General features: G+C 45.4%; 20 protein-coding genes and 1 tRNA gene. 11 read left to right on the top strand and 10 right to left on the bottom strand.

Annotated features, from left to right (window positions below):
* Positions 1-8: 8 nt before the first annotated feature.
* The 4 genes from V513_RS11555 to V513_RS11535 all read left to right on the top strand — a co-directional run bounded on the left by V513_RS11555 (position 9) and on the right by V513_RS11535 (position 6133).
* Complete coding sequence (locus V513_RS11555) at positions 9-1493, top strand: alpha-N-arabinofuranosidase (RefSeq protein WP_099772845.1); 1485 nt, start codon at positions 9-11, stop codon at positions 1491-1493.
* A gap of 104 nt (positions 1494-1597) precedes the next feature.
* Positions 1598-3121, top strand: a complete 1524-nt coding sequence (locus V513_RS11550) for an FGGY-family carbohydrate kinase (protein WP_099772844.1) — start codon at positions 1598-1600, stop codon at positions 3119-3121.
* 744 nt (positions 3122-3865) lie between these two features.
* Positions 3866-5392, top strand: coding sequence for an L-arabinose isomerase (gene araA, locus V513_RS11540; protein WP_099772842.1), 1527 nt, complete (start codon positions 3866-3868; stop codon positions 5390-5392).
* 51 nt (positions 5393-5443) lie between these two features.
* A complete protein-coding gene (locus V513_RS11535) occupies positions 5444-6133 on the top strand; it encodes an L-ribulose-5-phosphate 4-epimerase (RefSeq protein ID WP_099772841.1) in 690 nt (229 codons plus the stop codon).
* Positions 6134-6269: 136 nt separating this feature from the next.
* On the opposite strand, the gene V513_RS11530 is transcribed toward V513_RS11535, so the two are convergent.
* From V513_RS11530 to V513_RS11505, 6 genes are read right to left on the bottom strand one after another with little or no spacing between them, the layout of a single operon-like run.
* Entirely contained in the window at positions 6270-6887 is a 618-nt protein-coding gene (locus tag V513_RS11530) for a metal-dependent hydrolase (RefSeq protein WP_257212129.1), read from the bottom strand.
* Positions 6871-7377, bottom strand: a complete 507-nt coding sequence (locus V513_RS11525) for a hypothetical protein (RefSeq protein WP_014731615.1) — start codon at positions 7375-7377, stop codon at positions 6871-6873. Before V513_RS11525 ends, V513_RS11530 begins: the two co-directional genes overlap by 17 nt.
* A 10-nt stretch (positions 7378-7387) precedes the next feature.
* Positions 7388-8257, bottom strand: coding sequence for a DUF4895 domain-containing protein (locus V513_RS11520; RefSeq protein ID WP_099772839.1), 870 nt, complete (start codon positions 8255-8257; stop codon positions 7388-7390).
* Positions 8254-9447: a vWA domain-containing protein gene (locus V513_RS11515; RefSeq protein WP_099772838.1), complete on the bottom strand. Its 1194-nt coding sequence runs from the start codon at positions 9445-9447 to the stop codon at positions 8254-8256. Before V513_RS11515 ends, V513_RS11520 begins: the two co-directional genes overlap by 4 nt.
* A complete protein-coding gene (locus V513_RS11510) occupies positions 9437-10534 on the bottom strand; it encodes an AAA family ATPase (RefSeq protein WP_014731612.1) in 1098 nt (365 codons plus the stop codon). Before V513_RS11510 ends, V513_RS11515 begins: the two co-directional genes overlap by 11 nt.
* Positions 10535-10557: 23 nt before the next feature.
* Positions 10558-12381: a hypothetical protein gene (locus V513_RS11505; protein WP_257212092.1), complete on the bottom strand. Its 1824-nt coding sequence runs from the start codon at positions 12379-12381 to the stop codon at positions 10558-10560.
* Positions 12382-12706: 325 nt separating this feature from the next.
* Between V513_RS11505 and V513_RS11495 the strand changes: the two genes are divergently transcribed.
* Complete coding sequence (locus V513_RS11495) at positions 12707-14290, top strand: IS1634 family transposase (protein WP_099772836.1); 1584 nt, start codon at positions 12707-12709, stop codon at positions 14288-14290.
* A 981-nt stretch (positions 14291-15271) separates the two neighbouring features.
* Here the strand turns inward: V513_RS11495 and groL are convergent.
* From groL to pfkA, 4 genes are all read right to left on the bottom strand, one after another.
* On the bottom strand, positions 15272-16894 hold the full coding sequence (gene groL / locus V513_RS11490) for a chaperonin GroEL (protein ID WP_014731609.1): 1623 nt from the start codon (positions 16892-16894) through the stop codon (positions 15272-15274).
* A 13-nt stretch (positions 16895-16907) separates the two neighbouring features.
* A complete protein-coding gene (groES, locus tag V513_RS11485) occupies positions 16908-17177 on the bottom strand; it encodes a co-chaperone GroES (RefSeq protein WP_006487663.1) in 270 nt (89 codons plus the stop codon).
* Positions 17178-17398: 221 nt separating this feature from the next.
* Positions 17399-18817 carry a pyruvate kinase gene (pyk, locus tag V513_RS11480; RefSeq protein ID WP_099772835.1) on the bottom strand — a complete coding sequence of 473 codons (1419 nt, stop codon included), beginning with the start codon at positions 18815-18817 and terminating at the stop codon, positions 17399-17401.
* Between the two features lie 13 nt (positions 18818-18830).
* Entirely contained in the window at positions 18831-19790 is a 960-nt protein-coding gene (pfkA, locus tag V513_RS11475) for a 6-phosphofructokinase (protein ID WP_180274900.1), read from the bottom strand.
* A gap of 151 nt (positions 19791-19941) precedes the next feature.
* Here pfkA and V513_RS11470 point away from each other — a divergent pair, with 151 nt between their 5' ends.
* The 6 genes from V513_RS11470 (at position 19942) to V513_RS11445 (ending at position 24571) form a co-directional block, all read left to right on the top strand.
* A complete protein-coding gene (locus tag V513_RS11470; RefSeq protein WP_014731606.1) occupies positions 19942-20175 on the top strand; it encodes a hypothetical protein in 234 nt (77 codons plus the stop codon).
* Positions 20168-21274, top strand: coding sequence for a glycine cleavage system aminomethyltransferase GcvT (gcvT, locus tag V513_RS11465; protein WP_099772833.1), 1107 nt, complete (start codon positions 20168-20170; stop codon positions 21272-21274). The genes V513_RS11470 and gcvT overlap by 8 nt, the downstream gene beginning before the upstream one ends.
* Positions 21275-21286: 12 nt before the next feature.
* A complete protein-coding gene (gene gcvH / locus V513_RS11460) occupies positions 21287-21658 on the top strand; it encodes a glycine cleavage system protein GcvH (RefSeq protein WP_006487673.1) in 372 nt (123 codons plus the stop codon).
* A gap of 1 nt (position 21659) precedes the next feature.
* The gene (gene gcvPA, locus V513_RS11455; RefSeq protein ID WP_099772832.1) at positions 21660-23006 is read left to right on the top strand and encodes an aminomethyl-transferring glycine dehydrogenase subunit GcvPA; all 1347 of its coding nucleotides are present in this window, start codon (positions 21660-21662) and stop codon (positions 23004-23006) included.
* The gene (gene gcvPB, locus V513_RS11450) at positions 23003-24451 is read left to right on the top strand and encodes an aminomethyl-transferring glycine dehydrogenase subunit GcvPB (RefSeq protein WP_099772831.1); all 1449 of its coding nucleotides are present in this window, start codon (positions 23003-23005) and stop codon (positions 24449-24451) included. Before gcvPA ends, gcvPB begins: the two co-directional genes overlap by 4 nt.
* Before the next feature lie 43 nt (positions 24452-24494).
* Positions 24495-24571, top strand: a tRNA-Thr gene (locus V513_RS11445).
* Positions 24572-24849: the final 278 nt, after the last annotated feature.

Genomic DNA, 24849 nt, shown 5'->3' with positions numbered 1-24849 from the left:
GGATTAAGATGCAGACATCAGTGAAAGTGTGGCCGAGAAAGCTTGGGAAGATAAACGAAATGATCTATGGTCACTTTACCGAGCATCTTGGAAGATGTATCTACGATGGAATCTATAACGAAAAATCTCCTAAGTCCGATTCGCGGGGTTTCAGAAAAGACATTATGGAAGCTATAAAGAGAATCAAGTGCCCAATTCTTAGATGGCCCGGCGGTAACTTCGTGTCTGCCTATCACTGGGAAGACGGGATCGGCCCTCTCGAGAAGCGTCCCCAGCTCCCGAACTACATTTGGGGAGGTGTGGAATCAAACAGATTCGGTACAGATGAGTTCATACAGTACTGCAGAGAGATTGACACCGAGCCTTACCTGGCAGTCAGTTTGGGAACCGCTACTCTCGACGAGGCGATCTCCTGGCTAGAATACTGTAATCTGGACACCCCTACGAAGTACTCCAGAATGAGGAAAGAAAACGGTCACCCAGAACCTTACGGTGTAAAGTATTGGGGAATCGGGAACGAAGTATACGGGCCCTGGCAGGTGGGTCATTGCAGTGCGGCTGAATACGCCGAGAAACTTCGTCAGTACACCCAATTCATGAAGGGCGTAGATCGATCAATAAAGGTGATAGCAGTCGGTGCAGACGACCCCAATTGGGATCTGACGGTTTTGAAACACGCGGGGCATTTGATAGATTACATTTCGATCCACGAATATCACGGGTCCGATGATTATCTTGGAACAGTAGCCTCCGTCTACTATTGCGAACAGAGACTGAGACTACTCGAAGCGCTGATAAAGCACCTGCGCCTCGATCATGTGAAGATTTCTTTTGACGAGTGGAATGTATGGTACAAGATAAGCGCGGAAAAGGAAGGCATGGACAAGGGCATCGTTCTACTTGAAGAACCCTATGCCCTGAAGGACGGCCTCTTTGCGGCGGGAATCTTTGTGGTCATGCATAGAATGGCCGATACCGTGCAAATGGCCAATCTTGCTCAGATGGTAAACGCTCTGGGCATGATAAAAACGAAGGGAGATGAAATGGTTCTCACTCCCATTTACCATGCTTTCGACCTCTTCGTTAATCACACCGGTAGAACTAGACTGAACATGGCGGTAGACTGCGATACCTACGACATCAATACGAGAACCTTCGTTGAGGGACGAAACAGCTTCAACCTGAGCGGCGTACCTTATGTTGACGGGTCGGCAACCTATGACGAAGAGAAACAGGTTCTAAGCGTCGCGCTAATTAACTACTACCAAAGGGAAGAGGAAGTACGTCTGGATCTATCGGGAATCGAGGTCAAGAAGAGGGCGGTTCTAAATGTGCTGACCGGTTCCGCTCCCGATGAGATGAACGATTTTGACAATCCAGATCGAATAAGAGTTCAAAAAAAGGTGTTAGATAACTGTTCTACGGAGATGTTCCTTAAACTCGATCCGATGTCGGCAAATGTAATCGAGTTCTCGCTGGAAAGTGGTCTGTAAGACCCTGGAAGGAAGGCGAAGTGTTCGGTTCCGGCGAACCTGGATTGGATGAGATACAATCTTGGTTAAGGCATGAAAATGACGAAATCTAGAAGGTGATATGTATGTACTTAATCGGATGTGACATTGGAACTCAGGGGACGAAGAGCGTACTGGTGAATGAAAGAGGAGAGGTCCTCTTAGAAGCTCAAAGGGAGTACGACGTAATAAAGCCAGGTTCAAATTGGGCCGAGCAATGGCCAGATGTCTGGGCAAAGGCCGCTTTCGACACAATAAGGGAAGTTGCTGAAAAAGCGGATGTTACAAAGAAGGAAATCGCCGGATTAGCTATCAGTGGCCTTTACGGTGGATCCGGCATTCCCGTTGATAGAGAGATGAAGCCACTACATCCATGCCTGATCTGGATGGATCGACGGGCGACCGCTCAGACAAGCTGGGTGAAGGAAAACATTCCTGAGGAGAAAATCTTCTCAATAACGGGAAACTATGTAGATTCTTATTACGGCTTCACAAAAATCATGTGGCTCAGAGACAACAGACCGGAAGTCTGGAAAAAGACTTATGAATTTGTGACGCCGAAAGACTATGTGGTTTATCTGCTTACGGGTGAAGACGCGATCGATTATTCCTCTGCAGGAAATATTGGAGGCGTCTTCGATATAAGGAAATTGACGTGGTCCAGGGAGATGTGCGAAGCTCTGGGAATACCAATGGAACTTCTTCCAGAAAGAATTGTGAAGTCTAGCGATATCGTTGGCAGAGTAACTGCCGAAAGCTCGAAGTTGTGTGGTCTTCTCGAAGGAACTCCAGTCGTTTCAGGGGGCATAGATGCGCCGGTTGCCCAGCTTTCCGCAGGAGCACTCGAAGAGGGTGAACACGTTGCTATGGTAGGGACTTCTACGTGCTGGGGGACGGTCCACGATGGAAAGGAAATGCCGTTTGGTCTGGTCAGTTTTCCATATGTGGTTCACGATACCAAAAGAATCTACTCTTTCGGAGGCTCGGCAACCACGGGAGCTCTTGCAAAATGGTTCAAGGATGAATTCGCAGACAGCGAAGAGTCTGTCGGAAAAAGAACTGGAACGTCTCCTTACCAGTTGCTGGATAGGGAAGTTGAAAAGATTCCAGCCGGAAGCGATGGACTAATAGTCCTCCCCTATTTCATGGGTGAGCGTTCTCCGATTTGGGATCCTTTTGCCAAGGGGGTTTTCTTTGGAGTGACTCTTGTTCACACAAGAGCGCATATGTACAAGGCTCTCATGGAAGGTGCTGCATACGCACTGAGGCACAACATGGAAAATGGAATCAAGGCTGGATTGAAACTTGACGATGAATGCTTGATAGTCGGCGGAGTGGCCAAATCTACGGTTTGGAACAAGATCTTTGCCGATATTACGGGATATAAGATGAGACAGGTATCCAGTCTCGTTGAGGCGCCTTTCGGTGACGCATTCCTCGCAGGCCTTGGAGTTGGGCTCATAGATAAACCCGAAAGAATCAAAGACTGGGTCAAATTCAGAGATCCGATTAGCCCGGACCCAAACCATAGGGAGATCTACGAGAAACAGTATTCTCTTTTCCGGGAGCTGTACGAGAAAACCAAGGAGACTATGTGGAAGATGGTCTAAGCGGTGAGAATGTATACCAGCAATAAGAGTTGAGACGGGAAACGATCTTTTGAGGAAACTTGAAGCTCGAAGCAAGTAGCTGAAAGTCATCGGCCGATGCACAGAAGGCTTTTCTAGAGAGGTCGTTATCGATTTATCGCTGAATGGTCTCCGTCTAGCTGGTCGAAGAGCTTAAAAGATACTCTGGATCCGTTTGTTCGGAACTGTTAAGTTCTCATTTAGCGCACTAAGACATTGAAAAGTTTAAGACGGCCGAGTTCGATGAAGCCTATTGACTCAAGGTAAGGAGACTAGCTTCATGTTAGATTCGTGGAATTTCACGGGCCAAGCATGAGCTTCATATAGTTTTTCGCCTCATGCGATTGACAAATCAAACTGTTCGAAACCTCTCCTGATTTTCTAAGGTAAGTGGGAGCAGATGTGCATGAGATTTGTTCGTGTCAGCTCCTAGAACACTAGAAGAAATGGAAATCATGAATCTCCTAGACAGATTCGAGGACCTGGTTCCAAAGCCAGGTGAGGGAGTTATGAGACGGCTTGATTGATTTCGGAAACAAAGCGTCGGCTGAGTTAAGAGGTGCAGAATCATTCATGCTTGACGAAACTAAATCCATAGGTTACGACAAAGCAATGAAATCTCGAAAGCCATCAATGTGTTTTGGTCTCAAGCGCTCCAAAGATCTACCGTTATTTGTAGCCTTAAAGCTTCAATGCTTTTTGGATAAACATGGGTGACCAATCTCTTTGCGAAAAGGAGGACTGATTATCATCAGCACAGATAGCCTTGAAGTTTGGTTTTTGACGGGAAGTCAAGAGCTATATGGTAAAGAAGTTTTAAGAAAGGTCGAAGAGAACTCTAAAAAGCTAGTGAACGCTCTCAATGAGAAGATAACTGCCCCAGCAAAAATCCTGTGGAAACCCGTGCTAAAAGATGCAATTCAGATAAAAGCAACAATTGATGAAGCGAACTCCAACAACAAATGCATCGGTTTGATCGCATGGATGCATACGTTTTCACCGGCGAAGATGTGGATCGCCGGTCTGAAATCCGTTGACAAACCCTTTCTTCATCTCCATACCCAGTTCGAACAGAAGATACCGTGGGATACCATCGATATGGATTACATGAATACGAACCAATCTGCTCACGGGGGAAGGGAGTTCGGATTCATCTCCACAAGGCTAGAACTGAAGCGCAAGGTAATTGCCGGACACTGGACGGACAAGGCTGTCATTGCAAAGCTTGAAGACTGGCTTAGGGCGGCTCTAGGCTGGAATGAAGCACATAGACTCAAGGTCGCAAGATTGGGAGACAATATGCGGGACGTTGCCGTTACCGAAGGAAACAAGGTAGACGCCCAGATCGACTTCGGTTACGAAATCCATGGCTTTGCGGTCGGAGATTACATAGAAGGATACTTCAAGAAAGTGAAAAGAAGCGAAGCAGAGGAACTAGTTAAGGAATACTTGAAAGAGTATCCCGTTGTGAAATTGACGGTCTCTGAAGAAGAATTTCAGGCTTCAGTTCGCGAAGCCGCAAGGATAGAAATCTCTTTGAGAAGGTTTCTGGAAGATGGTGGCTTCAAGGCATTCACAACTACATTTGAAGATCTTCACGGAATGAAACAGCTTCCAGGGATAGCAGTCCAAAGACTTATGAGGGACGGTTACGGCTTCGGAGGAGAGGGAGACTGGAAATCGGCTGCCCTTGTAAGAATCATGAAGGTAATGGCCGAAGGCATCGATAAAGGAACATCATTTATCGAAGACTACGTATATCACTTTGAACCGGGAAACGTGAAGGAGTTAGGGGCACACATGCTCGAGGTATGTGAATCGATAGCCGACGGTACTCCTTCTTTAGAAGTCCATCCTCTATCGATAGGAGGTAAGGAACCTCCAACAAGGCTAGTATTCAATGCGAAAGCGGGACCCGCTGTTCAGGCCTGTATCGTCGAATTCGGAGATAGATTCAGAATGATCGTAAATGAGCTGGATGTTGTTAAGCAGGAGGTGGCGATGCCCAAGCTGCCTGTAGCAAGGGCCCTATGGATTCCGAAACCAGATTTATCAACTGCCGCGACAGCCTGGATTCTGGCCGGTGGGGCACATCATTCAAGCATGAGTTACACGGTCACCACAGAACAGCTTGAAGATCTTTGTGAGATGTTCGGGATTGAAATCGTCGTGATAGATGAAAATACAGACATTAGGGAGTTCAAAAAGGAACTTAGATACAATGAAATATACTACAAACTGAAGAAGCTTTGATCTTAGCTCTGTCATGGAAATTGCTCACGCTGAATGTGAAAGGAAGAGAATATGCTGAATAAGCTTAAGGAGGAAGTATACAAGGCTAATATCGCTATCGATGAGTATGGACTGGTAAAGCTTACCTGGGGAAATGCCAGCGCAATATCTAGAGAAGAAGGTCTAGTTGTTATTAAACCCAGTGGGGTAGACTATTCCGTACTTTCGCCGGACGACATGGTGGTTGTCGATCTCGAAGAAAGAGTAGTGGAAGGTCGCCTTAAACCTTCTTCAGATACACCGACTCACATCTTTCTCTACAGATCCTTCCGTGAAATAGGCGGAATAGTTCACACTCATTCAACCTGGGCAACAGCTTGGGCGCAGGCTTGTAGGAGTATTCCATGCTTTGGTACGACCCATGCAGACCACTTCTACAAAGAAGTGCCCTGCACGAGATTTCTGAAAGCTGAAGAAGTCGAAAACGATTACGAACTAAATACGGGTAAAATAATAGGAGAGGCCTTTTCCAGTAGAGATTACCAAAGAACTCCCGGAGTGCTGGTAGCCGGTCACGCACCTTTTACCTGGGGAAAAGATGTGAAGGATGCCGTTAAGAACAGCATAATTCTAGAGGAAATTGCAAAGATGGCATGCCTGACGCTTTTGATCGAAGGGGAAACGCAAGTGCTTCCTGAGTATATAATGAACAAACACTATTTCCGGAAGCACGGCAAAGATGCTTATTACGGACAGAAATAGAACTGAAGAAGGCAGTCCTACTCCAGAAAGAACTGATAGAACGACTCGATAAAGAGGGCTTTAAACTGCCCCTGTTCGATAATTAAGTAAAGACAATCTTTGGCAGCATCGGAAATTTCTCGGGAACAGGCGGAAGTTACAGAATGGTATTACTCTCTTGCCCGGGGTCGGATCTTCGTGTTCTTTTGACCCCGTGGATTTTATCAAGAAGCAGATGTAGACAGTAGCCGCTTGAACCGGCTATACCCAGAAAGATTGTCTCCGTATGATTCATTGAACCGCCAAACGATTCCAGTCTGAAAATCACAACACTTTCGATTACCAGCCCATATAGAAGGCTTCCCCATACTGTATGAAAGAAGCCTCTGTGACTGAGAAGGTTTGTCAGTTTGGATACAACCAGTCCGGAAATAATGGCAAGTGAAAAGGAAAGTGTAACTGCCACGGGCAGTGAAGGAAGCCTGGAAAGCAGGAATGGCTGAACCCTGGGCGAAATTATGGAAATGTAAAGAGCAGAAGCAACAAAGCTTGCGATTAGTATTTCGATAATTCTCTTTATCAACGCGCTTTTCGAATCTATGTCGGGCAGATCGCTTCCAAGGACATAGAGAAGGTACCCAGAACCTATCAAGCTACTATCCTGAAGCTGTTGGACTGGCAAGAGCTCGATAGCACTCAGTGAAAACAAGGTGAATATCGGATAGGAAGCGATACCCCAGTATATGTGTGTCTTAAAGTCAGCCATCTTCCTCACTGCCAAACTTCGTCCCCCGACTCGAAATATCGACATAGAGAAGCACATCTTTCAGCGATATACTCATACCGCATTCTACTTCGTCGGGAACGGGTTCATTCAAATCGACCGGATATAGAGATGTCCGATTGCATAGAGAGAGGTTGACTCTTGAGAAACGTTTGTACAAGGCCGTTATTTCCTCCTCCTCGACATTGAGCCCAACGGTCGCCGTTATGCCCGACATAAAGAGATACTCAAGATCATCGAGATCAATCTTCACTGAATCTGAGCTGAGTCTCCCTTCTGATGGAGTACAGAAAAGAATGAGCTCTCTCGAAAGATTGTAAAACGGTGTACCTTCCAGTCTCTCGTACGTTCTATATTTGTCGACAGTAGTTTCATCTGCAAGAAGAACTTGACCAGTATATTCGATCAAGTCTCCGGCCTTCAACTTTCGAATATTCTTTATCGATATCGGATAGAACATTTTAAGCGTTTGCCTTGCCAAATCACACCACCTATTTGCTCAGCGGAAAATCAGTATGAATGAATCTCAACATGCTTTCTATCGTTTCAGATATGAATTTCGAGTAGTATTTGTAGAATGCTTCAAGCCTTTCGTATACTGGCTCTGAGTCTACTAGATCTATCTCGAAAACAGTTGCAACCGGTCTCGAGATATTCATGTCGGGAGTTACACTCGAGTTTCTGAGAACGTCACACTGTTTTGTTACCTCGATCCTGAACAACCTTGAAAGCTCCATAATTATAGAACGGTCGATGTTTTCATTTATCTTTGGTAGACCAAAGGCGATTTTTAGAATGTTTTGAAAGGGAAAAACAAGGACTTCTCCGTCGTCGAACTCAATCCACTTTCTATAATTTTCTCTGCAAATAGAGAACAGCGTATCATCGATAACTTCGGACAGCCTGAAGTAATCCTTTCCGCGCAGGGAGTCCTTCAGAATCTCTTTACGTAGAAGCCTTTCATTACCATAATAAGCAAGGAAGTAAAGCTTCAAAGGACTTTGAAAGATCGCTCGATGGTATGTCAGTTCCGTTTCGTCCCCAAAGAAACTGGCGAATGCTTCCATGAACGGGTTCTCGACTTCGTTTGGGAACCGGTACAAGGCGCTTGCTGTCTCAAATGGGGATGAGTTTGAAAGACCCACATAACCTCTGCCTTCGCTGTCCACAAAGACCGAAAGAACGGGAGCGTTCCCTTTTGAAGTCTGAACTACCAGTGTCATGAAGTGGCCAAAAGCATTGTCCAGTCGATCAGAGTGGTCTCCGACAAGTTTTGCCCACGAGGCGAAGCTGTCTTCAACTCCTTCGTAGACTCTCCTGAGAATTTCCCTGTAGCTTTCGGGGCCGGAATAGTAAGTCACTTAAGAAACACCACCGACGAACGTCCGTATATTGATTTTGCTTCTTCAGCAAAATCTGAATTGTGGCTCTTTGGTAGAACGAACAATACTCTTCTCGAAACTGTAGGCAAATCCGTGAACCCGTCGGTGAAGAGGAGGAGACCTTCAGGTCTCAGCTTTTCCTGAGCGTAATCGACGGCCGGCTGAAGATCAGTTTCTCCTCTTCCCATGAGCTTAAGGTCTCTCCACATTCCCTTTCCATATTTCATCACGCTCTGAACCGTCTCATCAACCTGCACCAGCCAGACCCTGGAATCTGTCACTCTTGTAACTTCGTCTATCTCACTGAAGAAAGAGTTGAACTCCTCTTCGATAATGCTGCCACTGGTATCGACCACTACTACCAGCTTTGCCGCATAGTCGTTTCTCCATCCCGGTTGATCATCATATCTTCGGTTGGGCCTCATCGGAGTTCTGTACCTTCCAACCTGCATGGAGGAACCAAAGAAACGTCGAATCATATTTCTCCAGTCCAGAACGGGATTGTCGAGAACCAGCTTCATAACTCCCTCGAGACCTTCTGGCATGCCGGTCTTGGCCTTTTCCATAGTCTCAGAGATCACCTGCTTCAGCAGATCCTCTACAAACTCCTTGGGAAGCTCGAACTTGCCAAAGTCCTCATGTGAATCCGGCTTGGAGATGTTTGAATCCAGTAGTTCGAGATCAATGGTCTTGTTCTTCTTCATGAAGTCAAGTCCCCAGTCGTGATAGAACTCAGCCGTCATTCCCGGATACTGCATTGGAGGTCCGACGAAAAACCTCTCGTTGTCGGTCCCGCAGCCTTCTTTCAAAATCGAATCCAATGGGAGGCTGAACGCATCGAGTTCCCGTATGAACTGATTCACGGCCGCGTCCATCGACAGATCCCACAGCATTTTTTCTCTGGACTTGCTTACCGGTATCAGTATGTGACCATTTACTATGTGGAGACACTCATGTTTTAGTAATGCCTTTGTGAAAGCCAGAGGTTTATTTCGAAGAGTATCTGGATTGTATAGGAGCTGAAACCTTCCTCTTGAACTCACTCGTAGTTTCAACGTTCTGACTGCAACCGAGGGGATTCTATCTATGAATAGGAGGAGAAAATTGTAGAAAGGACTGTCTTTTCCCAATTCAAAGACTGCCCGTTCCATCAATTCCTCATTTATCATCCTTTTCGCTCCTCTGAAGGAATTTCAGAACATCGTGATCCATTGCCAGTTCCTCAAGAAGATTCTCATAAAAAGCCCGTTTCAGTCCCTTCTCTCCTTCTACCTGATGAACAATGTGCCTTATCACCGAGAAGAATGAGTCTTTTGGAATCACTTTCCCAATTCTGAGAAGATTACCGGCGATTAGCGGAACGTTCTGAAAGTATTCCTGAACTTGCAAATCATCTAGCTCAGAAAGATGCTTCGTAACACGGAGCACCGAGGCACTGGTCCATGAGATGTCCCCCTCCGAAAGCCTCCCTAGAATGTTCTCGTCAAGATCAAGAAGGAGAGCTCTTGGAGAAGGGAGAAGTTCGCTACCCTGAATCTTGCTCATGAAAGTCCTGGCCGCCTCGGGACCAACAATGCCGGCAGCTATTACATAACCGTATCTCTCGATCTCTTCGCTTGAAAGGTCTGCGAATACTCTTCCAAGCTTATACCAGCTACGGGGGCTCGGCCTCAGCTCGAGACGCATCGAAACTATTGTATCCCTCGAAAGAAACTCCGGATACTCCCTAATAAAATTCGTCACGTTGCTTGGCATTCCCTGAATTTCAGCCCATTTAAGCCACTCATCGGGATCTGGAGTGAGCTCTATGTGGAAGAACCTCGACATGAAGGCGGGGTCAGTTATTAGCTCTACCTGATCGTATTCCTCATCCGGCGGGTTAGCCGCTGCCATTATCCAGCTTCCTTCCGGAAGAAAGTGATTGTGTATTCTTCTATCTATTAAGAGCTGCATTATTGCATTTCTTATCGATCTGTGAGCTCTGTTCACTTCATCTATCATCAATATGACATTTCCTTCGGTTGGCCACCAGTCAGGCCTTAAGAACAGTGTCCGCTCTCCATCCCTTGAAGGCATTCCGATGAGATCACCGGGCTCCATCTGTGAAATCACTAGAATTATCAGTTCTCTGCCCGTCTCGGATGCGATCTCCCTAGCGAGATCTGTCTTTCCAACCCCAAAGTGGCCCCAGAGAAGCGGGATCTCTCCAGACTCCATAATTATTTTACTCAAGTGTTTTGCATCTTGAACCTTCAAGCGTATCCCTCCAAAATCCTCATTCAGACAAAATTATAGCACAGTGATCTGAACGATGCCCAGGCTATAGAGACCCAGAGAGAAACCGGCAAAACAAGTCCTAAGAGCCAGGTAAAGGGTGAAACTATAGGGATATTCATGAAATTAAGAAAAAGACCGATATTTCCGGAAATGTACAGGGTCATTGGAAGCGTTGAAAAAACGGGGAGAAGTGTTGATAGAAGGAAAGATAGAATCGCACCCGAAAGACTTAGTGCCTTAAAAACGTTCTTCGAATCCTTCGTTCCAAAGCTCTTCTCGAGAAATCCCCCTAACAATGAAAGAACGAAGATCGTAGGAATCATAAATAGAATGAAATTCATCATGAAAGTCCCGTACTGTGAAGTGTTGTTGGAGACGTATAAACCCACAAGCAAAATGACGAAAGAATACAGAGAGGTAATAACGAACGATTTCGATAAGATCGTCTTGACCCGCCTGATGGGAAACAACCATGAAGTATCGCCAAGTTGCCTCTCAAAAGCAAAAAGTGCGGTAGAAGAGACGGTTGTATAGTTACTGAAGAGGAAAACTATAAGACCCAACAGCTGTAAAATACCAAAGCTGCTTAGAAGACCCGGGTTGACAAGGACAACCACAGGGACGAACAGTGAAGGATACAGAACTGCAAACATGAGTTTGGGCTCTCGAAGAAGCAACAATGAATCCTTTATCAGCAGACCCAAAAACAATCCATGAACTTTGAAATCTCCATTTGATTTCGGGGACACATTCCCGATTGGTCTAGTCATAAGCTTCTGGAGAACCTTGCTGTAAAGGAAGATTTCTAGCAGTGCTAGAGAAGAAAAGATACCTATCGAGGATACTATGAACACGGCAAGATCCCTTGTACCTCCCGTAATTGCTCTTACAAAGGGCGACCAGGGAAGATAGGGGGAAGTGACAATGCTCTGAAGCCCGCCGAATTGTTCTGCAACCTGATCAGGTTTTGCAAGATCAATTGCGGAAAAGTCCATGAATCTCAATGTGAAAATGAAAACGAAAAGCGTAACCATGGTCATCATAGCCGAAAGCGTCTTAAGAAAGCGCCCCTTAGATAGAAAGACAATCACGAATGAGATTATCGCAGTTATCGCCAGAGTGTTGAGCACGAAGACAAAGAGCAAGACGAGGGCCATCCAGAATCTCCCGTCCGAGTACCCCAAGCCTCTTAATGCGGCCATGAAGACCGGCGCAAAAAGAAGTATGGGCAATCCTCCCGCAGCCAGAACTTCAAGCAACTGAACATTTGCAATAGTGGCTGTCCTTACCGGCAAATTCAGCAGCATTTCAACCCGTTCAGAAAAGAAAAGGTTTGAGACTACAATTGGAAGGTCGCTCCCAAGAAGTATTGAGAATATTATCGCCGAAAAGAATGAGACAACTATCAGTTTTAGATCGATTCCCGTCAGTTCCCTTAACTGATCGGAGAGATCGGCGACCCTGGAGAAATTCGGCACGAGGTAACCTCTCAAGTAGAAGGCAATCGGAACAGCGATCATTATCACGAATGCGACAGCAAGAAAAGAAGCAACAAACGCTCTCTTTCCCTGACGGGTCAGCATTCTCAACCCTTCGACACCTCGCCACTTAAGAATCAACAAGAAATCTCTCATGAAACTATTTTGCCACACTCTACGAGTCTTTAGCCAAAAGGCCTTCTGCGAAATTGACGAACCTCTTTCAATAAAAGCCAGGGTCAAAGTTATCAAAGCTTCGTCACGACAAATCTTTATTAACTCAAGAAATTTCTCTTCCAGTCGACAATACCCGGTTATGCATCGTGGCGTAGAAAGAAGTGCCTTCATTCAGGCAGATTACCAATAACAGTGCAATATCGTGTAGGAAGCGTGAGACATTTAAACAGCCAGCTAAACGGTCCATCGTTCTTTTGAGAAGGAGCGAGTACAAACGAAAACAGTTTCCTCCCGAAATGAAAGTATCCAAAAGAGCTTTCGGAAAAGACTGGAGAATACCAATTACCAGTCACTGCTGAACCACTGTTTTGAACCCAAAATTCCCGAAAAGTCTAACGATGAAAACCTTGTAAAGGGTTGAAAAGACTGAGCCAGAGTTAGTCTCTCTAGGTTTGTTACTCGTTATATATTATAATGCATGTAACGAGGTGAAGAGATGGGAATTGTCTATCAGAAGAACAAGAAAACTGGAATCACATATGTCTACAACAATCAAGCCTATTGGGACAAGGAAAAACAACAGTCCAGAGCCAAGAGAACCTTAATCGGCAAGCTAGATCCAAGTACTGGAGAAATCCTACCGACCAGGTCATACAGGAAGGATAGCATTTCGAAAAAGCCCGGTCCAGTTCCCATAACCAAAATCCGCAGGGATTTCTATGGTGCTTGCTATCTTCTCGATCAGGTTGGAAAGATCACAGAAGTTGAGGCAGATTTGAAAGCGTGTTTCCCCGATCGTTATAGAATGATTCTGTCTATTGCCTATTATCTTATTCTGGAAGAGAACAACTCACTCAGTAGGTTTTCACATTGGCAGAGATTGCATGTTCATCCTTATGGAGAAGACATACCATCACAGCGCAGCAGTGAGCTGTTCCAATCTATTTCCGAAGAAGAGAGGATGATGTTTTTCAAGAAGCAGGGCAGACGTAGAATTGAGAAAGAATACTGGGCCTTTGACATCACTTCCATCTCCAGTTATTCAGAGACACTGAGACAGGTAAAGAAAGGAAGAAACAAAGAGTACGAGAGACTACCTCAAATCAACCTGGCCCTTCTCTTCGGTGAACAGTCTGGACTTCCCTTTTACTACCGGAAGCTCCCTGGCAATATCACCGACGTGAAAACGGTCAAGCAACTTATGGCTGAATTCAATGTCATGGGATACAAAAAGGTAAGTGTCCTTCTTGACAGAGGCTTTTATAGCAGAGAGAACATAAACCTGCTCTTCAAGAACCACCAGAAATTCATCATCGGTGTCAAACTGAATTTGAATTATGTGAAAGAGACCCTGGAAGAAGAGCGTGAGAACCTTCAACTGTGGTCAAACCTGCAACCCCAGTTCGGAGTATATGGCTTGTGCCGGACGATCCAGTGGGATTACGAGCAGGAAAGACCAAACAAAGGGGACGTATTAAGCTCGAAGAGACGGGCATATCTTCATCTTTTCTACAATGGCGAGAAGGCCGCCAAAGATCAGGCAGAGATGAACGATTATCTGAGCAGACTATACAATGATCTGGTAAACAACACACGTGAAGAATACCGCATGAAGGACTACGACAAATACTTTACTGTTACCAGTAAATTCAGGAAAATCACACCGAAGGAAGAGGCGATGCGTGAAGCGGCAAGAAACTATGGCTATTTCGCACTGCTCTCCAATGAAGTCAAAGATCCCTTCGAGGCCTTATCTTTGTATCGCAGTAAAGACATAGTGGAAAAGGGTTTTGGGAACCTCAAAGACCGTTTGAATTTCCGGAGAATGCAGGTTTCATCTGAACTATCACTGAATGGAAAGCTGTTTGTCGAGTTTGTCGCCTTGATTTATCTTTCCTACATAAAGAAGAAGATGCAGGACACCTGTCTCTTCGAGAACTGGACATTGCAAGGTCTCCTTGACGAACTTGACACCATTGAAAGGTTTGAGTCTCCCGAACATGGCCGCTTGATCGGAGAAGTTACTAAAAAGCAGAAGGATATCTATGCCAAACTGGGTATGAAATCACCCTCGTTATAATTTCCGGGAATGCAGGATGGATGTCTCTCACTTTGTCATCCCGAACTTGTTTCGGGATTCAGTTTTGATCTTATCAGCGCATAGCGGTTCATGGGTACGAGATCCTGTACCGGAGCACTACGGGATGACAGTATGTGGGAATTAGGGAATCACCCTGAACAGGAGCACTTCAGGGCAGGCTCTCCCTTCACGTCATCCTGACAATGCTCCTGGTCAGGATCCCTGTCCCTCGCGTAAAAAAGACGTGAGGAGAATCGTCAGTCCCTATTTTCGCTCTCATCTTCTCGTGAGCGAGTGAACGTCTCGACAACGCACTTTCTCGGTTGTTATTTTCGGCGAACGGGTCCTTGTTCTTGAACGGTCAACGGATAACGACCATTACAGCGATCAGCGGGTCTTCGTTCTTTAGCGCATAGCGGATCTTAGATCGAGATGCTGAAACAAGTTCATGACGCATTGTTAGATTCTCTGAACGATCTTGATCTTCATACATTTATCCTCAAACCTCTGACATCTTTATCGATTTTTTTGATCCTATTCAAAAACGGTTCTTCACAGCGATCAGCGGATCCTTGATTTTAAGAGTACAGCGGTCATCAAGGAACTCATTACTCTCTACTTTCGAATTTTCGTTTTCTCGATTTTTACACCATTCAATGACCAACTATCAGTGCCTTCTAACAAATAGATCTTTCAGCTGCAAACGGCCCCTCGATCAAGCGAGATTAATGTCAAGACCGTAGAGATGAGTGAAGTCGTGTTCGTTTGATGATGATTACCGATTCGGTAAGGAACTATTGAGCTCCAGAGAAGATGATATGGGTAATGATCAGCTATTCAAAGGAGAATTATAGGAAGAAACTGTGAGAGAAGATAATTCATAGAGGCTCTCTTAGTTCGTTTTCTTTATCGTACAAAGAGGCTTTTCTACTTAGCAAAAAAAAAGGGAGAGCAAGCTCTCCCTTCAAAAGATCTACTTCATCAATACTCAGGCATCTGTGGCATTGGAGCCTGGGGTTTTTCTTCTGGCTTTTCTGTAAGAGCGGCTTCTGTTGTAAGAAGTATACCCGCAATGGATGCAGCATTCTGAAGAGCACTTCTTGTAACCTTTGCAGGATCTATGATACCCACTTTGAACATGTCTGTATAGACATCGTTCAGAGCATCGTATCCAAAAGCTGCATCGTCACTGTGAAGAATCTTGTCAACAACAACTGCACCGTCTAAACCGGCATTTTCAACTATCTGCCGAATCGGAGCATCTAGGGCCTTCATGACCACCTTGATACCAATCTTGATATCGGGATTCTCCGTGCTATCGAAGAGTTCCTGAACGGGCTTCTTCGCTCTCGCAAGAACAACTCCGCCTCCGGCTACGATTCCTTCCTCTACTGCAGCTCTTGTCGCTGAGAGAGCATCCTCAATTCTATGTTTCTTCTCTTTGAGCTCGGTCTCTGTTGCAGCACCGACTTTGATAACCGCCACTCCTCCTGAAAGCTTTGCAAGTCTTTCCTGGAGAGTTTCCTTTTCGTATTCGGAAGTAGTCTGATCGATCTGAACCTTGATCTGACCAATTCTCTGCTTGATCTTTTCGGGATCTCCTTTGCCATCAACGATTATCGTGTCGTCCTTCTTGACCTTTACAACACCCGCACTACCGAGGTCATCGATAGTTGCATTTTCGAGGGTGAGTCCAACCTCTTCGCTGATCACAGTACCACCCGTAAGAATTGCGATGTCCTGCAGCATTGCCTTTCTTCTGTCACCGAAACCAGGAGCCTTAACAGCTACTGAGTCGAGAGTACCTCTGAGCTTATTGAGAACGAGAGTGGAAAGTGCTTCACCTTCAATGTCTTCAGCGATTATTACGAGAGGCTTGCCTGCCTGGGCCACCTTTTCCAGAATCGGAACGAGCGGTTTTACTGCTGAGACTTTCTTGTCGGTTATAAGAATAAGAGGCTCTTTGATTATAGCTTCCATCTTCTCTGGATCGGAAACAAAGTAAGGAGAAATGTAGCCTCTGTCAAACTGCATACCTTCAACGAACTCTACGTATGTGTCGAGGGTCTTGGAATCTTCTACCGTTATTACTCCATCCTGACCGACCTTGTCCATCGCTTCTGCAATGAGTTCACCAATCTCCGAGTCATTGGCAGAAATAGCTGCAACTGAAGCAATGTCCTCTCTTGAAGAGATCTTCTTCGATAGGGACCTGATGTGAGAGACGGCCTTCTCTGTTGCCTTCTGGATACCCTTCTTCATGAGTATAGGATTGGCTCCAGCGGTAACATTTTTCAAACCTTCCTTGATCATTGCCTGTGCGAGAACGGTCGCAGTCGTAGTTCCGTCACCGGCAATATCGTTCGTCTTGGAAGCTACTTCTTTTACGAGCTGAGCTCCAAGATTCTCGAATTTATCTTCCAGATCGATTTCCTTTGCGATCGATACACCATCATTGGTTATCGTCGGAGAGCCCCAGCTCTTCTCAAGAACTACGTTTCTCCCTTTGGGACCGAGCGTTATCCTAACTGCATCTGCTACCGCGTCTACACCTTTTTCAAGCGATCTTCGTGCTTCTTCGCTGTATTTCAGAATCTTAGCCATACCGATTCCTCCTTCAATCCTCGATCTTTGCCAGGATATCATCCTGATCGATGATTATGTAGTCGTCATCATCGATCTTGATCTCCGTGCCGGAATACTTGGAATAGAGGACCTTGTCGTTTTCCTTAAGGTCAATATCCTCGACTTTCTCTCCAACTGCAATTACCTTCGCAGTCATCTGTTTCTCCTTCGCAGCGTCGGGAAGAACGATACCACCTGATGTCTTCTTCTCTTCCTCATAAGGCTTAATCAGTAATCTTGTACCAAGGGGAACTACTTTCATAAAAAGCCTCCTTTCGAATTTTATGTTTTAGCACTCACAGTGATAGTCTGCTAATTAATAATAAAACATCGTTCCGATTTCTTCAAGAGCTTTCTGTGTTAAATGATCGTAAACATAAAAAAATAAGCACGCAAGAAGACGGTTTTTCCCATTTTTCTCTGGATTCTTTTTGTTATCTTACAGCTTCTGCCTCTTGCATGGTTTCGAGTCAGGCAACTCTATCACGCAGTTTCCAGTTTGAGAATGTTCGTGGAGTTGCTAGTTCCAAACGGAATACCGGCCGTCAGTATTATCGTGTCACCGGATTTCACAAGCTTTAGGCGTCTAGCAAGCGGTCCGGCCACTCTGACGAGATCGTCTGTCGAGGAGCCAAGGCCCATTAAAACTGGGCGGGCACCCCAAACGAGGTTCAACCTGTAATACGTCTCCTCGTTTGGAGTAACTGCAAGTATGTGAGCTCTCGGGCGAAACCCGGAGACGTTTCTAGCCGTGTGCCCCGAGAATGTGGAGCTCACTATTACTTTCACTTTCAGCTCCTCACTTATATCCCATGCTGCCCTGCATATGGCATCTGTATGGTCGTCCGTAGATATCTTTTCCCTTGTCCACTTCAGTAATTCCGGATTCTGCTTAAGATACTTCTCTGCAGCTCTAGCAGTAAGATCCATAACCGACACTGCTTCTAGAGGATACTTGCCGATTGAAGTCTCGCCAGAAAGCATTATCGCATCGCTACCGTCCAGAATGGCATTTGTGATATCGGTTGCCTCTGCTCTCGTCGGTACCGGATTTTCTATCATCGATTCCAGCATTTGAGTAGCAGTTATCACGGGAATACGCTTTTGATTACCGTGTCTAATTATCTTCTTCTGAGCTACCGGGACTTCTTCGACCGGTATTTCAACTCCTAAATCGCCTCTAGCAACCATTAATCCGTCGGAGACTTCCGCGATTTGTTCAATGTTTTTTAAGGCCTGTTCTGTTTCTATCTTCGAGATTATTGGAATAGAACCCCCAAGATCCTTAATCACTTTTTTGGCATGTACAACATCTTCCGATCTTCTCACAAATGAAAGGGCAAAATAATCAACCCGTTCTTCAATTCCAAGTTTGATGAACTTCTTATCCTTCTCGGTAATTGCAGGAATGCTTATGTCGATTCCAGGAAGGTTTATACCTCTTCTGTGTGTCACTATTCCACCGTTTAAAACCTTAGTTCTAACTTCAGAACCGGTTATCGATTCTACTCTCAGTTTTATCTTCCCATCATCCATGAGAATCAGATTCCCCGGCTGGACTTCTTCGGGAAGTTTCTTATAGTTCACACCGACAATCTTCTCGTCCCCCTCGATATCTTCGGTTGTTAGAATTATTTCACTGCCTCTTTTAATGTCCACCGCATCCTTTTTGAAGACGCCCGTCCTGATCTTTGGACCCGAGAGATCTAATAATATGGTAAGGGGAGAATTCGCCGACTTTCGAATCTCCTTAAGATTCCTTATTCGCTCCCTGTGTTCGGAAATGTCGCCGTGAGTCGTATTCAGTCTTGCAACATCCATTCCCCTTTTAAGAAGGGTTTTCAAAACCTCCAGAGATTCGGTAGCCGGACCGATGGTACATACAATCTTCGTCTTCCTCAATCAAACCACCTCATTAAGAGAGTATTTTCGCCATTTCCATCAGTTCCATATCCAGTTCTTTTTTGTGTGAAAGCACTTCCTCAAGAGGTATTCCTTTGATTTTCCCACCATTCAACGACATCATCATTCCCGCTTTACCTTCTTCAAGCGCCTTAACCGACGCATATCCCATTCTTGAAGCAAGTACTCTATCAAATGCAGTGGGAGAGCCTCCCCTTTGAATGTGGCCGAGAATGGTTATTCTTGTTTCGTATCCAATCCTGTGTTCAACATGTCTTGCAACTGTATATGCGCTTGCAGCCCCTTCAGCGACAACTATAATACAGTTGATCTTTCCCCTTTTCCTTTCATTCCATATCTTCTCGGCAATCGCTTCGTAGTCCACTGGAAGCTCTGGAACTATAATGGCTTCAGCTCCAACGGCCATACCGGAAGCAAGCGCTACATATCCAGAGTTCCTTCCCATAACTTCTACAACAAAGGCCCTTTCATGTGAAGAAGCCGTGTCCTTGAGCTTCTGAATCGTTTCTACGCAGGTATTCAAACAGGTATCGACACCGATACACATATCCGTCATGGCAATATCATTGTCAATCGTTCCGGGAAGACCTATTACGGGAATTCCGTTTTCATCCATGAGAAGCTTGGCTCCGTTTAAGCTTCCTTCTCCACCAATAACTACAAGTGCATCAATCCCATTGCTTCTCAAAAGGTCGGCCGCTCTTGCCCTTCCCTCTTCGGTTCTGAACTCCTCACAGCGTGAGCTGCGAAGTACTGTGCCGCCCTTCTCCATTATTCCTCCCACAGAGGAGTAATCCATATCGATGAATTCCTCATCGAGCAGACCGGAGTATCCTCTGCGAATTCCAACGACAGCTATCTCATCCGTGTAAGCCGTTCTTACCGTCGCTCTTATCGCCGCGTTCATTCCCGGTGAATCTCCCCCGCTCGTAAGGACACCAATCTTCTTTATCATAATTATCCCTCCCAACAACTTCTACACTCAGCTAGACGAAAACATTCTAGCACATTGAGCTTCTAAAGTCATCAATCAGAAAAGCTTCCAGAAGTTAACTAATCTAATTACTTGGTGTATAATTTCTGGTGAACCGGGAGGTGATAAAATGAAGGTCCTCAAATCGGGAGTTCCTGAATTTGAAGCGAAGATGTTCCAGGAGATTCTGCTCAAAGAGGGAATCTTTTCAGAACTTGTGGATTCTCATTTTGCATATACCGACAGTGTCTATTTTGGTTCGGGCGGTTTAGTAGACATTATTGTACCAGACGAAGTCTTTGATGAAGCCGTCCAGATCTTTGAAGACTTAAAGAAAACGGGGAGGGAGGAAATGGATGAGTGAGCTAAAGAGAACTCCGCTTTTTGATGAACACGTACGCCTAAAGGGGAAATTGGTGGATTTTGCGGGATGGGAAATGCCGCTCCAGTTCGATTCTATTATCAATGAACACAACCTTGTGAGAAAGGTAGCCGGTCTTTTCGACGTTTCACACATGGGAGAGATAGAGATCGCGGGTCCAGATGCCATTGACTTTTCGGACTACCTGGTAACGAACTCCGTTTCTTCACTCAAGAACGGAGCTATAGTGTATTCACCAATGTGCAATGAAAAGGGCGGAATAGTCGACGATGTTCTAGTCTACAGGTTGAACAATGCTAAAATTATGTTCGTTGTAAATGCCTCAAACAAAGACAAGGATTTCAAGTGGATTACGAGCAATAAGGGTAGTTTCGATGTGAAAATCAAAGACGCATCGGCTGACTTTGCGCAGATTGCATTTCAAGGGCCACGAGCGGAGGAGATCCTGTCGGAGGTATCACAGGTAAGGCTTGAGAAAATCCCATTCTATCACTTTGAATACGGCAGGGTGAATGGCATAAAGGCTCTCGTATCTCGCACGGGATATACGGGTGAGGATGGTTTTGAGCTATACGTTGACCCCGAAGCTGCAGTTGCTTTGTGGAGAAAGATACTTGAATTGGGGTCAAGTATTGGTGTCAAACCAATCGGCCTCGGAGCAAGAGATACCCTTAGATTTGAGGCTGCTTACATGCTTTACGGTAACGAGCTAAACGATTACAACTCTCCTCTTGAAGCAGGTTTGAAGTGGACCGTCAAGATGGAGAAGGATTTCATTGGCAAGGAAGTACTTGAGGAGCAACTGGCAAACGGAACAAAGTATAAATTGAAGGGACTGGAGCTATCAGGCAAGAGCATTGCCAGACACGGGTTCGAAGTCTTCGATGGTGAAAAGAAAATCGGCTGGATCACGAGTGGTATCTTCTCACCGACCCTTCAGAAATCGCTCGCACTCGCTTACTTAGAAAAAGAATACTGGAAAATCGGTTCCCAGGTACAGGTTGAGATCCGAGGTAAGAAGTCTCCTGCAACTGTAGTAAAAACACCTTTCTATAGAGGTTCTGTGAAATCAAAAGGTTAAGGAGGAGTGTAAATGAAAAAGTATGCTGCAACACATGAATGGGTATCGGTAGAAGGTAAGATCGCCACAATAGGAATATCCGATCACGCTCAAGATCACCTTGGGGACATCGTGTACGTTGACCTTCCTGAAGTCGGTAAGTCATATAAGAAGGGAGACGTCTTCTGCACGATAGAGTCTGTAAAAGCTGCCAGTGATATCTACGCACCAGTAAGCGGCAAGGTTGTTGAAGTGAATGAAGAACTCGATTCATCACCTGAAAAGATCAACGATGATGCTGAAGGTGAAGGCTGGATTGCAAAGATGGAGATAAGTAACGAATCTGAACTTGACAGCCTGATGGATTTGGAGGCATATAAGAAACACTGCGAAGAGGAGGGCTAATATGCCTGAGTTCCCCTATCTACCCCAAACAAAGAAAGACATAGATGAAATGATGGAGGTAGTTGGTGTCAAGAGCATATCAGAGCTGTTCAGCGACATACCCAAAAGGTTCGAGGTTGATATCTCTTTGCCTGAGAGTAAGGATGAATTCACTGTACTGAGAGACCTCAGTGAACTCAGCAAAAGAAATCTCACGCTTAACGATATGTCTGTCTTCCGAGGAGCCGGTGTGTATAAGCACTTCATCCCTAGCGCGGTTCAAGCGATAGCATCAAGAGGGGAATTCCTGACTGCTTACACACCTTACCAGGCAGAAGTTTCGCAGGGCACTCTTCAGATGTTATTCGAGTTCCAGACAATGATATGCGAACTCACCGGGATGGAAGTTGCCAATTCATCGATGTACGATGGTGCAAGTGCCGTTGCGGAAGCTGCTCTTATGGCTGTCAGAGTAAAGGGTGGTAAGAAGGTTTTGGTCTCGGAGGCACTTCATCCCGAATACGTTGAGACGATCAAAACATATTGCTTTGGTAGCGACATCGATGTAGAGACTGTTGCCTTCGATTCCGAATCTGGACAGATAGATGTCACTGACCTTCAGAAGAAACTAACAGAAGATATTTCTGGCTTTGTTCTAGGTTATCCAAACTTCTTTGGAATAATCGAAAATCTCTCCGAAATTCGCTCCACGATTGGGGAGAACACTATGATGATAGTGAGTACAAACCCTATCGCTTTGGGCATACTTGAAGCTCCGGGGATGTTGGGAGCCGATATAGTCGTGGGCGACGGTCAACCGTTGGGAAATGCGCCTTCCTTCGGTGGACCGGGGCTTGGCTTCTTCGCATCTAAGGAGTGTTACATCAGAAAGATGCCCGGAAGAATCATCGGGGAGACCAAGGACAACGATGGTCGCACAGGCTACGTAATGGTTCTCCAAACGAGAGAACAACATATCAGGAGAAGCAAAGCTACTTCGAACATATGTTCGAATCACGCTTTCAATGCACTAATCGCTTCAATATACATGAGCATGATCGGTTCTGAAGGTTTAAGGGAGATAGCGAAGAGATCCTTCGATAAGGCTCATTATCTTTCCGAAAGAATAAACAGAACAGATCATGTAAGCCTTGTCTTCACAGGGCCCTTTTTCAACGAGTTTGTGGCTCGCTTTGATTGTGATCTGAAAGAGTTTAACAAAGAGTTATTGAAGGATAAGATATTGGGCCCACTTGAACTTGAGAGATTCAACGAAAAACTGAAGGATTGTGGTTTGATTTGTACAACTGAAGCAAACCTTAACGAAGAAGTGGAGTTCTTTGCAGGTAGGTTGGAGGCGATAGGATGACAATATTCGAACTGTCAAAAGAAGGAAGAAAGAGTTTCTTTCTTCCAAAGGAAGAATCTTATGGTTACGAGCCTTCGGAATTACTGCCTGAAGAATCGGTTCGGAAGAATGAGCCGTTGCTTCCCCAACTGAGCGAACTTCAATTAATCAGACACTACACGGGACTCTCGAAGAAGAATCACTCTGTTGACAGCGGCTTTTATCCACTTGGTTCATGCACCATGAAATACAACCCAAGAGTGAACGAGAAGATCGCAAATCTTGACGGGTTCAGTCAGATACATCCATATCAGTCTGAGGATACGGTTCAGGGTGCTTTGGAAGTCATGTACAACTTGCAGAACTCCCTTTGCGAGATAACCGGCATGGACAGCTTTACCCTGCAACCGGCTGCCGGGGCTCATGGTGAACTGGTTGGAATGCTGCTGATGAAAAAATACTTCGAACTTAAGGGTGAGGATAATAGAAGAAAGGTAATTGTTCCAGACTCTGCTCATGGAACCAATCCCGCATCCGCAGTTATGGCGGGTTTTGAAGTCATAGAGGTCCCTTCAGGAAGAAATGGTAGAGTCGATTTGAAAAGCCTTGAGGAAATCCTGGACGAAAGTATTGCAGGAATAATGCTGACAAATCCCAATACGTTAGGGCTCTTTGAAAACGAGATTTGCGAGATTCAGGAACTGGCACATAGTAAGGGTGCTCTGCTGTATTACGACGGCGCGAATCTCAATGCCATTATGGGCCACGCAAGACCTGGTGACATGGGATTTGACATAGTGCATCTGAACCTCCACAAGACTTTCTCCACACCTCATGGTATGGGTGGCCCCGGAAGCGGCCCGGTTGGCGTTAAGAGTTTTCTGGCAGATCTTCTTCCGGTTCCCGTAGTTCGTTTTAATGGCAGAAGATTCTCGCTGGATTATGATTTGCCTAACTCCATAGGTAAGGTGAGGAGTTTCTATGGAAACTTTGGAGTCTTCTTGAAGGCATATGCTTACATTCTCACTTTAGGCGGAGACGGACTAAAGAGAGCAAGTGAGATGGCGGTGCTGAATGCAAATTACCTTCGGGCAAGATTGACGAAGCTGATACCTACTGCTTATGCCGGGATCTGTATGCATGAGTTCGTTTTGAAAGGAAGTAAACTCGTCTCGGATTATGGAGTAAAAACCCTAGACGTCGCTAAGAGGCTCTTAGACTACGGGATTCACCCGCCTACTATTTATTTCCCGCTAATAGTCGAAGAAGCACTTATGATCGAACCAACTGAAACGGAGAGCAAAGAATCACTAGACATCTTCGCTGACACGTTCGAGAAGATCTTGAACGAGGCAAAGAAGGATCCTGAGATACTGAGAGCTGCCCCTAAGTTTACTACCGTGGGCAGACTTGATGAAGCAACGGCTTCAAGAAAGCCAAAGACAAAGTGGAGCAAAGATAGTTGATATTGAAACTTGAAAAATGCTGTGATATCATAGTTTCAGCAGAGCAGGCGTAGCTTCAATCGGTCGAGCGCCGCCTTGGTAAGGCGGAGGTTGTGAGTTCAAATCTCATCGCCTGCTCCATTTTATAACCGGATGATCATCCGGTTATTTCTTTTGTTGGCCACGAAAGTACTAATTTTGAATCTTCTCCCAATCTATGCTAGAATAAAAATGTAACTTTCTTTTCGTAGCATAACCATCCAGTTCCCTTTGCAAGGCTTTGAACGGCATTGTTAGCAAAACGACTGTAACCTCCGGTTGAACATCAAAGTTTAGCTTATTCAGAATGGATTTTGCGAGTTGTTTCCTTTTTGGGTGGATGTATAGGTAACTGGTTTCATCGGTGCGTTCTGTTCAGG

Origin of the sequence: Mesotoga sp. H07.pep.5.3 (assembly GCF_002752615.1) — a bacterium.
In the GTDB taxonomy this organism is placed as follows: Bacteria; Thermotogota; Thermotogae; order Petrotogales; family Kosmotogaceae; genus Mesotoga; species Mesotoga prima.
Note: the sequence above shows the minus strand (reverse complement) of the source record. Positions and strands in the feature narration are given on the sequence as shown.

Coding starts and splice junctions, on each gene's coding strand:
- V513_RS11555 (WP_099772845.1), top strand. CDS start 9: ATGCAGACATCAGTGAAAGTGTGGCCGAGAAAGCTTGGGAAGATAAAC.
- V513_RS11550 (WP_099772844.1), top strand. CDS start 1,598: ATGTACTTAATCGGATGTGACATTGGAACTCAGGGGACGAAGAGCGTA.
- V513_RS11535 (WP_099772841.1), top strand. CDS start 5,444: ATGCTGAATAAGCTTAAGGAGGAAGTATACAAGGCTAATATCGCTATC.
- V513_RS11515 (WP_099772838.1), bottom strand. CDS start 9,447: ATGATAAATGAGGAATTGATGGAACGGGCAGTCTTTGAATTGGGAAAA.
- V513_RS11505 (WP_257212092.1), bottom strand. CDS start 12,381: ATGAAGGCACTTCTTTCTACGCCACGATGCATAACCGGGTATTGTCGA.
- V513_RS11495 (WP_099772836.1), top strand. CDS start 12,707: ATGGGAATTGTCTATCAGAAGAACAAGAAAACTGGAATCACATATGTC.
- groL (WP_014731609.1), bottom strand. CDS start 16,894: ATGGCTAAGATTCTGAAATACAGCGAAGAAGCACGAAGATCGCTTGAA.
- groES (WP_006487663.1), bottom strand. CDS start 17,177: ATGAAAGTAGTTCCCCTTGGTACAAGATTACTGATTAAGCCTTATGAG.
- V513_RS11470 (WP_014731606.1), top strand. CDS start 19,942: ATGAAGGTCCTCAAATCGGGAGTTCCTGAATTTGAAGCGAAGATGTTC.
- gcvT (WP_099772833.1), top strand. CDS start 20,168: ATGAGTGAGCTAAAGAGAACTCCGCTTTTTGATGAACACGTACGCCTA.
- gcvH (WP_006487673.1), top strand. CDS start 21,287: ATGAAAAAGTATGCTGCAACACATGAATGGGTATCGGTAGAAGGTAAG.
- gcvPA (WP_099772832.1), top strand. CDS start 21,660: ATGCCTGAGTTCCCCTATCTACCCCAAACAAAGAAAGACATAGATGAA.
- gcvPB (WP_099772831.1), top strand. CDS start 23,003: ATGACAATATTCGAACTGTCAAAAGAAGGAAGAAAGAGTTTCTTTCTT.